This window comes from Ralstonia sp. RL, from assembly GCF_001683835.1.
GTDB lineage: Bacteria > Pseudomonadota > Gammaproteobacteria > Burkholderiales > Burkholderiaceae > Ralstonia > Ralstonia mannitolilytica.
In genome coordinates, this window is the sequence record NZ_LWRX01000169.1 from 14,865 (window position 1) to 31,253 (window position 16,389).

Annotated in this window: 7 protein-coding genes; 6 read left to right on the top strand and 1 reads right to left on the bottom strand. The window is 68.3% G+C overall.

The features are described 5' to 3' along the window. Position 1 precedes the first annotated feature (1 nt). Positions 2 to 565 (bottom strand): alkyl hydroperoxide reductase subunit C, encoded by a 564-nt coding sequence (gene ahpC, locus A6M56_RS16355; protein ID WP_045219422.1) that lies wholly within the window; start codon positions 563 to 565, stop codon positions 2 to 4. A gap of 400 nt (positions 566 to 965) precedes the next feature. Between ahpC and glgA the strand changes: the two genes are divergently transcribed. The 6 genes from glgA (at position 966) to treZ (ending at position 16,388) form a co-directional block, all read left to right on the top strand. Further along, entirely contained in the window at positions 966 to 2,597 is a 1,632-nt protein-coding gene (gene glgA, locus A6M56_RS16360; RefSeq protein ID WP_102079106.1) for a glycogen synthase GlgA, read from the top strand. Positions 2,598 to 2,627: 30 nt separating this feature from the next. Beyond that, positions 2,628 to 6,206, top strand: a complete 3,579-nt coding sequence (locus A6M56_RS16365) for a maltotransferase domain-containing protein (RefSeq protein WP_102079107.1) — start codon at positions 2,628 to 2,630, stop codon at positions 6,204 to 6,206. Then, positions 6,203 to 9,688, top strand: coding sequence for a maltose alpha-D-glucosyltransferase (gene treS / locus A6M56_RS16370; protein ID WP_045219418.1), 3,486 nt, complete (start codon positions 6,203 to 6,205; stop codon positions 9,686 to 9,688). The genes A6M56_RS16365 and treS overlap by 4 nt, the downstream gene beginning before the upstream one ends. Next, positions 9,685 to 11,988: a 1,4-alpha-glucan branching protein GlgB gene (gene glgB, locus A6M56_RS16375; protein WP_102079108.1), complete on the top strand. Its 2,304-nt coding sequence runs from the start codon at positions 9,685 to 9,687 to the stop codon at positions 11,986 to 11,988. Before treS ends, glgB begins: the two co-directional genes overlap by 4 nt. Before the next feature lie 276 nt (positions 11,989 to 12,264). Beyond that, on the top strand, positions 12,265 to 14,550 hold the full coding sequence (glgX, locus tag A6M56_RS16380) for a glycogen debranching protein GlgX (protein WP_102079109.1): 2,286 nt from the start codon (positions 12,265 to 12,267) through the stop codon (positions 14,548 to 14,550). Continuing rightward, positions 14,547 to 16,388, top strand: coding sequence for a malto-oligosyltrehalose trehalohydrolase (gene treZ / locus A6M56_RS16385; RefSeq protein WP_102079110.1), 1,842 nt, complete (start codon positions 14,547 to 14,549; stop codon positions 16,386 to 16,388). The genes glgX and treZ overlap by 4 nt, the downstream gene beginning before the upstream one ends. The last annotated feature ends 1 nt before the right edge of the window (position 16,389 follow it).

The following is a 16,389-nucleotide window of genomic DNA, read 5'->3' on the forward strand; positions in this document are numbered from 1 at the left end:
CTCAGATCTTGCCGACCAGGTCCAGCGACGGCTTGATCGTCTTCGCGCCTTCGTTCCACTTGGCCGGGCACACTTCGCCCGGGTGGCTGGCGACGAACTGGGCAGCCTTGAGCTTGCGCAGGGTTTCCTTCACGTCGCGGGCGATGGCGTTGTCATGCACTTCCATCGTCTTGATCACGCCTTGCGGGTCGATCACGAAGGTGCCGCGCAGGGCCAGGCCTTCTTCGGGGATGTGCACGCCGAAGGCGTTGGTCAGTTGGTGCGTCGGGTCGCCCACCAGCGGGAACTGAGCCTTACCCACGGCCGGCGAGGTTTCGTGCCACACCTTGTGCGAGAAATGCGTGTCGGTCGTCACGATGTAGACCTCGGCGCCGGCCTTCTGGAACTCGGCGTAGTTGTCGGCGGCGTCTTCCACTTCGGTCGGGCAGTTGAAGGTGAATGCGGCCGGCATGAAGATCAGCACGGACCACTTGCCCTTGAGCGACTCTTCCGTGACTTCGATGAACTTGCCGTTGTGGAACGCTTGGGCCTTGAACGGTTGGACTTGAGTATTGATCAGCGACATAGTGGTTTCAGTAGGTTGCTTGGTTGACAACGGGAGTGATCGTATCGCCGTTCCGTCAATTGCACAAGTTGATTGATCTTATTTTTCTGATTGTTTTTTTCTATCAAAAGACAACCGTGGCACCCGGACTCGTTGGCCCTCCGCGCCCAAGCGCGGTTGCCATGGCATGGAGGAAATTACACAACGCATACCCAGGTTGCACACGCTGCACGTGCCGGCTCCGCGGCACGTTTCATGCAGCCGCAAGGCGCCGCGCGGAGCGGATCGCAGCCTTGTCAGCGTCTGTCTGACTGGCATAGGTCTTGCGCGAAGGGGGAGATCGCAAACCTCCGTCACGCACCGGAGCCGTGCCATTGCTCATGCAGTTGGCCGATCCGGCGATGGCGGTTCCCCCGGGAGCATGACCTTGTCGCTGAACGTCCTTTTTGTCGCTTCGGAAGCTGTGCCGCTGGCCAAGACCGGCGGGCTTGCAGATATGGTCGGCGCATGCGCCGTCGCGCTGCGCCGGGCCGGTCTGCAGGTGACCGCGATGCTGCCGGGCTATCCCAACGCCATCGCCCAACTGCAGCAACCCCGCACGCTATGTGAATGGACCGACCTGCCCGGGGGGCCCGCGCGGCTGCTCAGCGGGCACGTGGGTCCGCATGCGATTCCGGTGCTGCTGTTCGATGCGCCGGCGCTGTTCGGGCGGCTGGGCAATCCGTATCTGGACCACCACGGCGAGCCGTACGACGACAACGCCTTGCGCTTTGCTGCATTCAGCCATGCAGCAGCGCGGGTGGCCGCGGGCGTGCAGGGCGCGGGGCGCTTCGACGTCGTGCAGGCGCACGACTGGCATACCGGGCTCGTGCCGCTGCTCGTCAAGCGCGCGGGCGCGCGGGCCAGGACGGTCTTTACCGTGCACAACCTGGCCTTCCAGGGCAATTTCCCGATGAGCGTGGTGCCGCAGATCGGCGTGCCGGCCGATGCGGCGCACGAGGCCGAGTTCTGGGGACAGTTCAGCTTCCTGAAGGCGGGCCTGCTGTGGGCCGACCGCATCACCACCGTAAGCCACGCCTATGCGCGCGAAATCCTGACCGAGGCGGCCGGCTGCGGCATGGAAGACCTGCTGCGCGCGCGCCAGCAAGACCTCGTCGCCATCCTCAACGGCATCGACAACGAGGTGTGGAACCCGTCGAAGGACCCCCTGCTGCCGCAGCCGTTCGCGGCATCGAACCTCACCGGCAAGCACACCGCCAAGCGCGTGCTGCAGCAGCGCTTCGGCTTGCCGGAGGATGCGCAGGCGCCCCTGCTCGCCGTGGGCAGCCGCCTGACGCATCAGAAGATGGCCGATGTGACGCTCCAGGCGTTGCCGCAGCTGCTCGAATCGAACCCGCGCCTGCAGGTGGCGGTGCTCGGCTGCGGCGAACACCAGTACGAGAGCGGCATGGCCGAACTCGCGGCACGCTACCCGCGCCAGATGGCCGCGAAGATCGGCTACACCGAGGCCCATGCCCACCTGCTGCACGCGGGCGCCGACATCCTGCTGCACGGCAGCCGCTTCGAGCCATGCGGCCTGACGCCGCTGTACTCCATGCGCTACGGCACGGTGCCGGTGGCCTCCCGCGTGGGCGGCCTGATCGACACCATCACAGACCTTGGGTCGCCGGAGGCGGCGCTGCATGGCGCCACGGGTTTCCTGTTCGACGGCGAGACGGCCGACGCGATGGTGGCGGCGGTGGACCGTGCGCTGCGCGTCTTCGCACAACCGCAAGCGTGGCGCGTCCTGCAATACAACGGCATGACGACTGACTTCGGCTGGTCGCAGCCCGCGCGCGAGTACGTCGCGCTGTATCGCACGCTGGCGCCCGCGGCCACGCCCATGCCGTCGGTGGCGCTGGCGCAGGCCCCCGCCACGCCGGAGCCGCTGCCGACCCATCGCGCCGATGCGCCCGCGCGCGCGCCGGCACGGCGGCGTTCGACGGGCTTGTCCGATGAGGTCCGCGCCCACGCGGTGGCACGCGCAGCCAGCACCGAAAAGATTCGCGCCTGATCGTATCGGCGCCCCGCCCCGGTTTCACGCATGCCCCAGACCAAGAAGCCCAACACCACCGCACCACGCAAGAACACCGCAGCGCTCAAGGCTGCCAAGCCCCCGGGCAGCGAAGCCCGGGCGGTGGCCCGGACGGCGGACCGGCCTCGCACCGCCCCGCTTTACGCGCCTGCCATCTGCTATCTGCATCCGCTGCAGCTGCGGCGGCTGGACCGCTGGGAAGGCGTGCTCGACCGCATTGCGTCGCTGGGGTTCGACCACGTGTTGATGGCCCCGCCGTTCCAGACCGGCGCGGCGGGCAACGTGTTCGTCACGCGTGACCACGCGCAGTTGCATGACGCGCTGGGCGGCGGCCCGGCCGATGCCGCACTGGCGACGCTGGCGCAGGCGTGCCGCGCGCGCGGCCTGACGCTGCTGCTCGATCTCGTGATCGACCGTGTGGCGACCGATGCGCCCTTGCGCGCCGACCACCCCGACTGGTTCGCCAGCCACGCAGAAGACGGCGACGCGCTGGACCCGCGCCTGCCGCCCTCGCACCTCGAGGTGGCCTGCTTCCGCCACGACAACCCGCACTGCGGCGACGCCATCCTCGCGTGGTGGACGCAACAGCTGCGTGCGTGGGCCGCGCTCGGCATCGGCGGCTTCCGCTGCGAAGCACCGGCGCGCCTGCCCGCCGAGCGATGGCAGGCGCTGATAGCCGACACCCGTGCCGCGGCCCCGCCAGACCCAGGCCTGCGCTTCCTGGCCTGGACGCCCGGCATGGACGCCGCAGCCGTTGACGCCTTGGCCGGTGCCGGCTTTGACGCCACGTTTTCGTCGCTGCGCTGGTGGGATTTCCGCGCCAGCTGGATGGTGGAAGAACACGCACGGCTGGCGGCCGTGGCACCGCCCATCGCCACCGTGGAAGCGCCGTTCGGCACGCGCTACGGCCAGGCATTCGGCGACGCGATGGTGCGCGAACGCGCGTATCGCCGCATCCTGCATGTGGCCGACACGCTCGATGCGGGCTGGCTGATGCCGCTCGGCTTCGAGCGCGGCGCGCTGCTGCCCATGCTGGCCGACCGCGGCGATCCGTCCGATCAGCAATGGATCGACGCGCACGCTGCCTTCGACCTGAGCGATGCCGTGCGCGACGTCAATGCGACCATCCGTGCGGCGCGGGATGCCGGCACCGTGGCGCCGCACGCCGAGCTGCGCATGCTCACCGGGCCCGATGCGCCGGCCACGGCCATGCTGCGTGCCGACGGGCCCGACCTGCGCGCCGGCGATGCAGCCACCCTCGTCGTCATCAACCCCGACCTGCACATAGGCGTCTCGGTGCACGCAGACCACTTCCTGCCCGGCGTGGCAGGCGGTTTCACCCGTGGCGTGGCGCTGGACCTGCTCACCGAACCCATCGGCAGTTGCGACGACGCACTGCGCCCGAAGGCCCGGCCCCTGGCCGAGATCGACCTGCTGCCCGGCGACGTGCAGGTCTGGCGTGTGTTCCGCAGCGCGCCCGTACGGCATCCGGCGGCAGAGAAGACCGCGAAGCGCGCGCGCACGAAAGGCGACGATGCAAAGGCACCGGTCAACGCTGCCATTGCGGCGCCGCGCATCGGGATCGAACACGTGCAGCCGGCCGTCGACGATGGCCGCTTTGCCGTCAAGCGCCTGGTGGGCGATGACATCGTCGTCGAAGCCGATGTGCTGATGGACGGACACGACCAGCTCGCGGTGCAGCTGCTGTGGCGCGCGCAGGATGAAGACTCCTGGCAGCAGGTGCCGATGGTGCCGCTTGGCAATGACCGCTGGCGCGGCGTGTTCCGGCCCGAACGGCTGGGGCGGCACGTGTATGCGGTGGCTGCGTGGCGCGATGCGTTCGGTACGTACCGGTCGGAGCTCGAGAAGAAGCACGCGGCCGGGGTAGACGTCACGCTGGAGCTGGAAGAAGGCGCGCGGCTCGTCGCGCAGGCGGCCGAGCATGCGCCCGCCGATGCGCCCGCCGGGGCGCTGCACAAGCTGGCGCAACTGCTCGCAGATGCCGATCCGGCGCATCGCCTCAAGCTGCTGCTGGATCCGCCCACCGCACACGTGATGGCACAGGCCTCGCACTATCGGCCGTTCTACGTGGAGACCGCGCCGTACCCGCTCGAGGTCGAACGCGGCGGCGCTGCGTTTGCGAGCTGGTACGAACTCTTTCCGCGTTCCGCCTCGGGCGACGAGCACCGGCACGGCACCTTCGACGACGTCATCCGCCGGCTCGGCGCCATTCGCGGCATGGGCTTCGACGTGCTGTACTTCCCGCCCATCCACCCGATCGGCCGCACCAACCGCAAGGGCCGCAACAACAGCCTCCAGGCCGCGCCGGACGACCCGGGCAGCCCGTACGCCATCGGCGCGGAGGAAGGCGGACACGATGCCATCCATCCGCAGCTCGGCACGCTGGAAGACTTCCGCCGCCTGCGCGACGCTGCCCGTGAGAAGGGCCTGGAACTGGCGCTGGACTTCGCCATTCAATGCTCGCCCGATCACCCGTGGCTGCGCGAACACCCGGGCTGGTTTGCGTGGCGGCCCGACGGCAGCATCAAGTACGCAGAGAACCCACCCAAGAAATACGAAGACATCGTCAACGTCGACTTCTACGCGAATGACGCCAAACCCGCGCTGTGGCTGGCGTTGCGCGACGTGGTGATGTTCTGGGCCGACGAAGGCATCCGCCTGTTCCGCGTCGACAACCCGCACACCAAGCCGCTGCCGTTCTGGGAATGGATGATCGGCGAGGTGCGCGCGCGATACCCCGACGCGGTGTTCCTCTCCGAGGCCTTTACGCGGCCGAAGGTGATGTACCGCCTCGCCAAGGTCGGGTTTTCGCAGTCGTACACGTACTTCACGTGGCGGCACACCAAGCAGGAGTTCATCGATTACCTGACCGAACTCACGCGCACGCCGGTGCGGGAATATTTCCGCCCCCATTTCTTCGTCAACACACCGGACATCAACCCGGTGTTCCTGCAGACCTCCGGCCGGCCGGGCTTCCTCATTCGTGCCGCGCTGGCGGCCACGCTGTCTGGCCTCTGGGGCGTCTACAACGGCTTCGAGCTGTGCGAGGGGCGCGCGATACCGGGCAAGGAGGAATACCTCGACTCCGAGAAGTATCAGCTGCGCGCGTGGGACCACAACCGCCCCGGCAACATCGTCAAGGAGATCGCGCTGCTCAACCGCATCCGCCGCGCCAACCCGGCCCTGCACTCGCACCTGGGCGTGACGTTCCAGCCGGCATCGGGCGAGCACATCCTGTTCTTCAGCAAATCGACGCCGCCCGTGCTGCCGACCAACCCGGCGGAACTCGCCAATGCGTTGCAGCATGGGCAGCAGGACCGCTTTGGCGACAACACGCTGTTCGTGGCCATCAACCTCGACCCGCACCACGCGCATGAGTCCGACATCGAACTGCCGCTGTGGCAATGGGGCCTGCCCGATCACGGCGCCCTGATGGCCGAGAACCTCGTCACCGGCCACCGCACGGTGTGGCGCGGCAAGTGGCAGCACATCCGCCTGGAGCCCGAGCAGCCGTTTGCGATCTGGCGCGTACGTCCGGCACTGCCCTCGGAGGAACAACCGTCATGACGCGCAACCCGACCGCGCTGCTGGTGGACGATCCGCTCTGGTACAAGGACGCCGTCATCTATCAACTGCACGTCAAGTCGTTCTGCGATTCGAACAACGATGGCGTGGGCGACTTCCCCGGCCTGATCTCCAAGCTCGACTACATTGCCGAGCTTGGCGTGGACGTGATCTGGCTGCTGCCGTTCTACCCATCGCCGCGCCGCGACGACGGCTACGACATTGCGGAATACCGCGGCGTGCATCCGGACTACGGCACGATGGCCGACGTGCGGCGCTTCATTGCCGAGGCGCATGCGCGCGGCTTGCGGGTCATCACCGAACTCGTCATCAACCACACGTCGGACCAGCACCCGTGGTTCCAGCGCGCGCGACGCGCCAAGCCGGGCTCGGCGCTGCGCGATTTCTACGTCTGGTCGGACAACGACAAGAAGTACGCCGGCACGCGCATCATCTTCATCGACACCGAGCCGTCCAACTGGACGTGGGATCCGGTGGCCAATGCGTACTACTGGCACCGCTTCTATTCGCACCAGCCCGATCTCAACTTCGACAACCCGCGCGTGCTCAAGGCCGTGCTGGGGGTGATGAAGTTCTGGCTGAACCTCGGTGTGGACGGCCTGCGGCTGGATGCGGTGCCCTACCTCGTCGAGCGCGAAGGCACGTCCAACGAGAACCTGCCCGAGACACACGCCGTGCTGCGCAAGATCCGCGCGGCAATGGATGCGGAATTCAAGAACCGCCTGCTGCTGGCCGAAGCCAACCAGTGGCCGGAAGACACGCAGGAGTACTTCGGCAACGGCGACGAATGCCACATGGCGTTCCACTTCCCGCTGATGCCGCGCATGTACATGGCGATCGCGCGTGAAGACCGCTTCCCGATCACCGACATCATGCGGCAGACGCCCGAGGTGCCGCCCAACTGCCAGTGGGCGATCTTCCTGCGCAACCACGACGAGCTCACGCTCGAGATGGTGACCGACGCCGAGCGCGACTACCTGTGGGAGGTCTACGCCAGCGACCGCCGCGCGCGCCTGAACCTCGGCATCCGCCGGCGCCTCGCGCCGCTGCTCGAGCGCGACCGCCGCCGCGTGGAGCTGATGAACAGCCTGCTGTTCTCGATGCCCGGCACGCCCGTCATGTACTACGGCGACGAGATCGGCATGGGCGACAACATCCACCTGGGCGACCGCGACGGCGTGCGCACGCCCATGCAGTGGTCGCCCGACCGCAACGGCGGTTTCTCGCGCGCCGACCCCGAGCAGCTCGTGCTGCCGGCCATCATGGGCTCGCTGTACGGCTATGAATCGGTGAACGTGGAAGCGCAGAGCCGCGATGCGCATTCGCTGCTGAACTGGACACGCCGGCTGCTCGCCACGCGCAAGCGGCATCGCGTGTTCGGGCGCGGCTCGATCCAGTTCCTGCAGCCGGCCAACCGGAAGGTGCTGGCGTATATCCGCGCGCTCGAAGGGGAGGCGCCGATCCTGTGCGTGGCGAACCTGTCGCGCGCTTCACAAGCGGTGGAGCTCGATCTTTCGGCATTTGCGCAGCGCGTGCCGGTAGAGCTGATCGGCGGCACGGCGTTCCCGCCGATCGGGCAACTGTCGTACCTGCTCACGCTTCCGCCGTATGCGTTCTACTGGCTGGAGCTGCGCGAGAACGAGCCCGGCCCCACATGGGCGCAACCGGCCGCCGAGCAGTTGCCCGAGTTCACCACGCTGGTGTTGCGCGCGGGGCTGGATACGCTGGCCGACACGCGCCAGCGAGAAGCACACCGCCAGCTGATCGAGCGCGAGATCCTGCCGACGTACCTGCCCAAGCGCCGCTGGTTTGCCGCCAAGGACAGCGTGCTGCGCAGTGCAAAGTTCGCGTGGGGTGCGACGGTGCCGGTCGATGCAGCGTCCACGAACCGTCCGCTGGCCGGCGCGACACGGCCCGAGGTGTTCTTCAACGAAGTGGCCGTCACGCTGGGCGGGCCCGACGGCTCGGAGCGCGTCGAGCGCTACCTGCTGCCGCTGTCGATCGCCTGGGAATCGGCCACGCTGCCCGCGCTGCCGATCCAGCTTGCGCTTGCGCGCGTGCGGCGCGGCCGCCATGTCGGCTACCTGACCGACGCCTTCACCACCGAGACGTTCGCGCGAGCGCTGCTGACCAACCTCGTGCGCGGCACCACGCTCGAAGCCAACGACGGCGCGGTGCGCTTCGAGCCGGAGCCGAACATCGCCGAGCTGGACCAGCCGCCCGAAAGCACCGAGACCGGCGCGACGCCACTCGCGGCGCTGCCGCTGTCGCCGGATGCGCCCATCCATTGGCTGGCTGCCGAGCAGTCGAACAGCTCGCTGGTGATCGGCGAATCGGTGATCGTCAAGCTGATCCGCCGCATCGCCCCGGGCGTGCACCCCGAGGTCGAGATGACGCGGCACCTCACGCGCGTCGGTTACGCCAACACGGCGGCGCTGATCGGCGAAATCGCGCACGTGAGCGCCGACGGAGAGCGCGCCACGCTGGCCGTCATGCAGAGCTTCGTCCCGAACCAGGGCGACGCCTGGACGTGGGCGCTCGACTACCTGCGGCGCACCATCGACGAGTTGGCGGTCGTCACGGAAGGCGTGACGCGGGGCGACGGCGAATCCTCTCCGGTGGCCGTGACGGAAGCGCGCACCGACACCGACGAGGCGCTGGCCGGATACGTCGCTTTCATGGGCACGATCGGCACGCGACTGGGCGAGCTGCATGCCGCTCTCGCCGCCCCCACTGAAGATCCGAACTTCGGGGCGCGCCTTGCCGACCCCGACGACGCCAACTACTGGACGGCCCGCGTGCACGAGCACCTGACGCGGGCGCTGGACCACCTGGCGGCGTGGCAGCAACAGAACGCGCCGCATGCAGACGTGCAATGGCTGCTGTCTGAACGGCAGGCGCTGCTGGACGCCGCCAGCGAGCGCGCGCAGGCGGGCATCGGCGCCAGGCTGTCGCGCATCCACGGAGATTTCCACCTGGGTCAGGTGCTCGTCGCGCAGGGCGACGCCTTCCTGATCGACTTTGAGGGCGAGCCGTCGCGCCCGGTGGAAGAGCGCCGCCGCAAGACCAGCCCGCTGCGTGACGTGGCCGGCCTCATGCGTTCGCTCGACTACGTGGTCGGCGCCATGCGGCAAGGCCCCGAGCACGTGGCGGGGCCCGCACAGGAACGGCGCGACCACCTGCTCGAGCTGTTCCGCTCCGCGTCTACCGAGCGCTTTCTGGAAGCCTATGCGGCGGCCATCCGCGGGCCCGACCTGAACACCCTCCACGCGCCCGTGGTGGACCTCGATCTGCTCGACCTGTTCCTGCTGGAAAAGGCCGCGTACGAGGTGAACTACGAAGCGGCCAACCGGCCGGCCTGGCTACCGATTCCGCTCGCCGGCCTCACGCGCGTGGCACGCCGCCTGCTGCATGCCGAACCACCCCAACCTGCTGCGGAAGACTCGACCGGAGGCCCACCGTGACCGCGCTGGACTTTGCCAACCCGCCCAAGGCGGCCGCGCCCGAGCCGGCCGTCGTGCTGCCGCCCGGCGTCGACCAGGCGCAGGTGGACGCGCTCACGCACGGCCGCCTGGGCGATCCGTTCTCCGTCCTGGGGCCGCATCGCGTGGACGGCAGCGAGGGCCCGCGGTGGGTCGTGCGCGCCTTCTACCCCGGCGCGCGCCGCGTGCAGACCATCGATTCACGCGGCCAGACGATCACCGAGATGACACAGGTCGGGCGCACGGGCCTCTTCCACGGGCCGATGCAGGCCGATGCACAGGACGTGTACGGCCACCCCGAGGCCTATCGGCTGCGCATCATCTGGCCCGCCGGCACCGGCCACGAGGCCGTGCAGGAGACCGAAGACCCGTATGCCTTCGGCCTGCTGCTCGGCGACGACGACCTGCGGCAGATCAACGAGGGCACGCACTGGCGCCTCGCCGACTGCCTGGGCGCACACGCGGTGAAGATGGACGGCATGACGGGCGTGCGCTTTGCCGTGTGGGCCCCCAACGCGCAACGCGTGTCCGTGGTGGGCGACTTCAACCAGTGGGACGGCCGCCGCCACCCGATGCGGCTGCGCCACGAGGCCGGCGTGTGGGAGCTGTTCCTGCCCAGCGGCCTTGGTATCGGCCCCGGTGCGCGCTACAAGTTCGAGCTGATCGGCGCCGACGGCCACCTCGTGGTCAAGGCAGACCCCGTTGCGCGCCAGACCGAGCCGCCGCCGGCCACGGCGTCCGTGGTGGCGGACCCGTCGGCATTCCGCTGGGGCGACGATGCATGGATGCAGACGCGCGCCGAGCGCCAGCAGCCCGAGGCGCCCATCGCCATCTACGAGGTGCACGCCGGTTCCTGGCTGCGTGACCTGGAAGACGGCCGCCGCAGCCTGCACTGGGACGAACTGGCCGATCGGCTGATCCCGTACGTAAGCGCCCTCGGCTTCACGCACATCGAACTGCTGCCGGTGGCCGAGCACCCTTTTGGCGGCAGCTGGGGCTACCAGCCGCTCGGGCTCTTTGCGCCATCTGCCCGCTTCGGCGCGCCGGAGGCGTTCGCGCGCTTCGTGGATCGATGCCATCAGGCCAACCTCGGCGTCATCGTCGACTGGGTGCCCGCGCACTTCCCCACCGACTCGCATGGCCTTGCCCGCTTTGACGGCACCGCCCTCTACGAGCACCAGGACCCGCGCGAAGGGTTTCACCAGGACTGGAACACGCTCATCTACAACTTCGGCCGCAATGAAGTGCGCGGCTTCCTGATCGCCAGCGCGCTCGAGTGGCTGGAGCGCTTCCACATCGACGGCCTGCGCGTGGATGCCGTGGCGTCGATGCTGTATCGCGACTACTCCCGCCGCGCCGGCGAATGGGTACCCAACCGCTACGGCGGCCGCGAAAACCTCGAAGCCGTGGCCTTCCTGCAGCAGATGAACACGCTGGTGCACGAACGCTGCCCCGGCGCCATCACGATCGCGGAGGAATCCACCGCGTGGCCCGGCGTGACCGCGCCCGTCGAGTTCAACGGCCTGGGCTTCGACTACAAGTGGAACATGGGCTGGATGCACGACACGCTGCACTACATGCAGCGCGACCCGGTGTACCGCCAGCACCATCACGACGGCATGACGTTCGGGCTCGTCTATGCATTCTCCGAACGTTTCATCCTGCCGATCTCGCACGACGAGGTCGTCCACGGCAAGGGTTCGCTGCTGGGCAAGATGCCCGGCGACGAATGGCAGCGCCTGGCCAACCTGCGCGCCTACCTCGCCTTCATGTGGATGCACCCCGGCAAGAAGCTGCTGTTCATGGGATGCGAGTTTGGGCAGGTGGGCGAATGGAATCACGATGCCTCGCCCGAATGGCACCTGCTGGACGACCCGAGACACCGCGGCGTACAGCGGCTCGTGCACGACCTCAACGCGCTGTACCGCAGCGAACCTTCACTGCATGCGCGCGACTGCGCGCCGGAGGGCTTCAACTGGGTGATCGGCGATGACCGCACCAACAGCGTGTTCGCGTTCCTGCGGCTGGACGGCGATGGGCGGCCGATGCTGGTGGTGGCCAACATGACGCCCGTGCCGCGCGAAGGCTACCGGATCGGCGTGCCGCCGGCAGACGGCGCCGTGCAGTGGCGCGAGGTGCTGAACACCGATGCCGCCGTGTATGGCGGAAGCGACCTCGGGAATGGCGGCGCGGTGGATGTGGACCATGTCCGGTCGCATGGGCAGGGGCAGTCGCTGGTGTTGAGGTTGCCGCCGTTGGGGGTCGTGGTGTTTAAGGTTTGAGGTTTTCGGGTTGTTGGTTTTGGTCGGGGTTGGGGGTTTTTGTTGTTGGGGCATTTCTGTTTCACCCCCTGCCGCGGCTGACTCACTGTCTTTGTCTTGCCAAAGAGAAGCAGGTCGGCCACAGCAGGGGACGATACGAGGCATGCACCACAAGCACCCGCCCCGGCAAGGCGAGAACCAAGGGACGCACCACAAAAAAAATAGCTCCACTCCACCAGAGCAATCCAAAGGGGACAAAACCACCAGGCAAAAAACAACGCCTCACGCACTCAACCAATGCTCCGCCTACCAAGCACGCTAGCCCCCGGCAAACCCTTCCCCTTAGGCGCCCACTGGGATGGCCTTGGCATCAACTTCGCTGTCTTCTCGGCCAATGCGAGCAAGATCGAACTCTGTCTGTTCGACCCCACCGGCCGCAAGGAGCTGACCCGCTTCGCCCTGCCCGAATGCACGGACGAGGTCTGGCACGGCTATCTGCCCGGCGTGGAGGCCGGTCTCGTCTACGGCTACCGCGCCTATGGCCCCTGGGAGCCGCATCACGGCCATCGCTTCAATCCGCACAAGCTGCTGCTCGATCCGTACGCGCGCCGGCTGGTGGGCGGCTTGCGCTGGTCCGATGCGCTCTTCGGCTATCGGCTGAACTCCAACCGCGGCGATCTCTCTTTCGACCGCCGCGACAGCGCACCCGCCATGCCCAAGGCCGTGGTGACCGACGAATCGTTCAACTGGGGCAACGACGTGCGGCCGAACACGCCGTGGTCGCGCACGATCATCTACGAAGCGCACGTGCGCGGGGTGTCGATGCTGCGCGACGACCTGCTGCCGCCCGAGCGCGGCACCTTCAGTGCGCTGGGCGACAGCGTGTTCATCGAGCATCTGCAGAAGCTCGGCGTGACGGCCATCGAGCTGCTGCCCATCCATGCGTTCCTGCAGGACCAGTTCCTGGTGGAGCGCGGGCTGCGCAACTACTGGGGCTACAACACGCTGAGCTTCTTCGCGCCCGAGCCGGCCTACCTGTCGACGCCGTCGCTGCACGAGCTGAAGGTGGCGATCCGGCGGCTGCATGCGGCGGGTATCGAGGTGTTTCTCGACGTGGTCTACAACCACACCTGCGAGGGCAACGAGCTGGGGCCGACGCTGTCGTTCCGCGGGCTCGACAACGCGAGCTATTACCGCCTCGTGCCCGGCCAGGAGCGCTACTACATCAACGACACCGGCTGCGGCAATACGCTGAACCTGTCGCACCCGCGCGTGCTGCAGATGGTGATGGACTCGCTGCGCTACTGGGTCAACGCGTTCCACGTGGATGGCTTCCGCTTCGACCTCGGCGTCACGCTCGGGCGCGAGGGCAGCGGGTTCGACCCGGGCGCGGGCTTCTTCGATGCCATCCGCCAGGACCCGGTGCTGTCGACGGTCAAGCTCATTGCCGAGCCGTGGGACGTGGGCCCCGACGGCTACCAGGTCGGCAACCATCCGCCGGGCTTTGCGGAGTGGAATGACCGCTTTCGCGACGGCATCCGCCGTTTCTGGCGCGGCGATTCCGGCCAGCGCCCAGATCTGGCCGCGCGCCTGACCGGCAGCGGCGACCTGTTCGACCGGCGGCACCGCAGGCCGTGGGCGTCGGTCAACTACGTCGCCTCGCACGACGGCTTCACGCTGCGCGACCTCGTCACCTATGCCGAAAAGCACAACGAGGCCAACGGCGAAGACAACCGCGACGGCCACAACGACAACTGCAGCGCCAACTGGGGCACCGAAGGCCCTACCGAGGACGCCGCCATCGTCGAGACGCGCGAACGCGTCATGCGCGCGATGCTCGCCACGGTGTTCTTCTCCAACGGCACGCCGATGCTGCTGGCAGGCGACGAATTCGGCCGCACGCAGGCGGGCAACAACAACGCGTATTGCCAGGACAACCCCGTGTCGTGGCTCGACTGGTCATTGCTGCAGACAGACGCGGGGCAGGCGCTGGCGCGCTATACCGCGCGGCTGATCGCGCTGCGCAAGGCCAGCCCCGCCCTGCGCTGGCCCCACTATGTGCACGGCAACACCGAGATCCTGCCCGGCGTGCAGGACATCGCCTGGTTCGACGAACGCGGCCAGATGCTCTCGCCCGAGGCCTGGAACGACAGCGAAGCCCGCGCACTGACGCTGCGCCGCGCCTGCATCGAAACCATCGACGGCCAAGGCGAGGAACAACGCCCGCACGTGGCGCTGCTGCTCATCAACGGCGCTGCCACCGACCTGACCTTCACGCTGCCGGAACCGGCCATGGACTGGCTGCTGGCCCTCGACAGCGCGGCGCCGGAGCGTGACGCCCGCCCGCACGCCGGCAGCACGCTGCAGGTGGCCGGGCGCAGCGTGGTGCTGCTGCTCGCCACGCAACTCGCCAGCATCGCGCAGATTGCCGGCCACCCCGAAGCCGACGCCCGTGGCGAAACCGTCGGGCATGTTCCCGAAGCCGGCAGCAGCGCACCGAGCGAAGCGCCGGCGCAGCCGGCCGAAGACGAGCGCACCACGCCCACCGCCGGCAACGCACCCACCGGAGACGCCGCACCATGAACGAACCTGCCCCGCGGTTTGCGCACGACATGCCGTTCGGCGCCGCCGTCCTGCCCGACGGCACCACGCGCTTCCGGCTCTGGGCGCCCGATGCGGCCAACGTGTGGATCGACGTCCAGAACATCGACGGCAACGTGGCCTTTCCCATGGAGGCCGAACCCGGCGGCTGGTATGCGGCCGTGGTGCCCGTGGGCGCCGGCACGTGCTACCACTATCGCGTCACCAACCGCGAGGGCGTGACGCTCTCGGTGCCCGACCCGGCCTCGCGCGCGCAGTGGCAGGATCTGCCCGGTCCCAGCCTCGTCGTCGATCCGCAAGGCTACCGCTGGCAGCACCCCGACTGGCAGGGCCGCCCGTGGCATGAAACGGTGCTGTATGAACTGCACGTCGGCGCGCTGGGCGGCTTCAACGGCGTGCGTGCGCGGCTGCCGGAACTTGCGCGACTGGGCATCACGGCCATCGAGCTGATGCCGGTGGCGGAGTTTCCCGGCGCGCGCAACTGGGGCTACGACGGCGTGCTGCCCTTCGCGCCGGAGGCCAGCTACGGCACGCCGGACGATCTCAGGGCACTGATCGATACCGCGCATGGGCTCGGCATGATGGTCTTCCTCGACGTGGTCTACAACCACTTCGGGCCCGACGGCAACTATCTGCACCACTACGCGCGGCGCTTCTTCCGCGACGACGTCCAGACCCCGTGGGGCGCGGCCATCGATTTCCGCGTGCCCGAGGTGCGCGAATTCTTCATCCAGAACGCGCTGATGTGGCTGATGGAGTATCGCTTCGACGGGCTGCGGCTCGATGCGGTGCACGCCATCACCGAGCGCGACTGGCTGGGCGAGCTGGCCGGCCGCGTCCGGACGGCGACGGAGCCCGGCCGCCATGTGCACCTGGTGCTCGAGAACGAGCACAATGCCGCCTCGCTGCTGCGCGATACCGAGCGCCACGGCGATTTCGAAGCGCAGTGGAACGACGACGGCCACAACGTGCTGCACGTGCTGCTCACCGGCGAGCGCGAAGCGTACTACGCCGCCTACGCCGACGCCCCCGCCCAGCATCTCGCACGCGTGCTGCAGGAAGGCTTCTGCTACCAGGGCGAGCCGTCGCCGATCCACGACAACGTGCCGCGCGGCGAGCCCAGCGCCCATCTGCCGCCCACGGCCTTCGTGCTGTTCCTGCAGAACCACGACCAGATCGGCAACCGCGCCTTCGGCGAGCGCCTGACCCACCTCGCCAACGCCGATGCCCTGCATGCGGCGCAGGTGTTGCTGCTGCTGTGTCCGCAGATCCCGATGCTGTTCATGGGCGAGGAATGGGGCAGCCTGTGCCCGTTCCTGTACTTCACCAGCCACCACGGCACCCTGGCCGAAGCGGTACGGGACGGACGCCGCCGCGAGTTCGCCAAGTTCGCCGCCTTTGCCGACCCGCAGCAGCGCGAGCGCATTCCGGACCCGAACGACGAGCGCACGTATCTTGCGTCGTGCCCCGGCAAGGCCGATGAGAGCCATCCCGAATCGCTGGGCTGGCTCAACCGTACGCGCCAGCTGCTGACGCTGCGCAACGGGCAGATCATTCCGCGCCTGCCCGGCACGCGCGCGCTCGATGCGGTGCCGCTGGGCAAGGCGGGCGCCATCGCACGGTGGCGCCTGGGCGACGGCAGCGTGCTGACAATCGTGCTGAACCTGGCCGACCAGGCCGTCGCCGTGCCGACGGTGCTGGCGGGCAACCCGGCCGATCTGCTGCATGAATCGCGCGAAGGCGCGGCCGCCGCCCTCGCCGGCCATCGCATGCCGGAACGCGCGTGCGTGGCCCTGCTGCAGGCACCGTCGCACAGCTGAA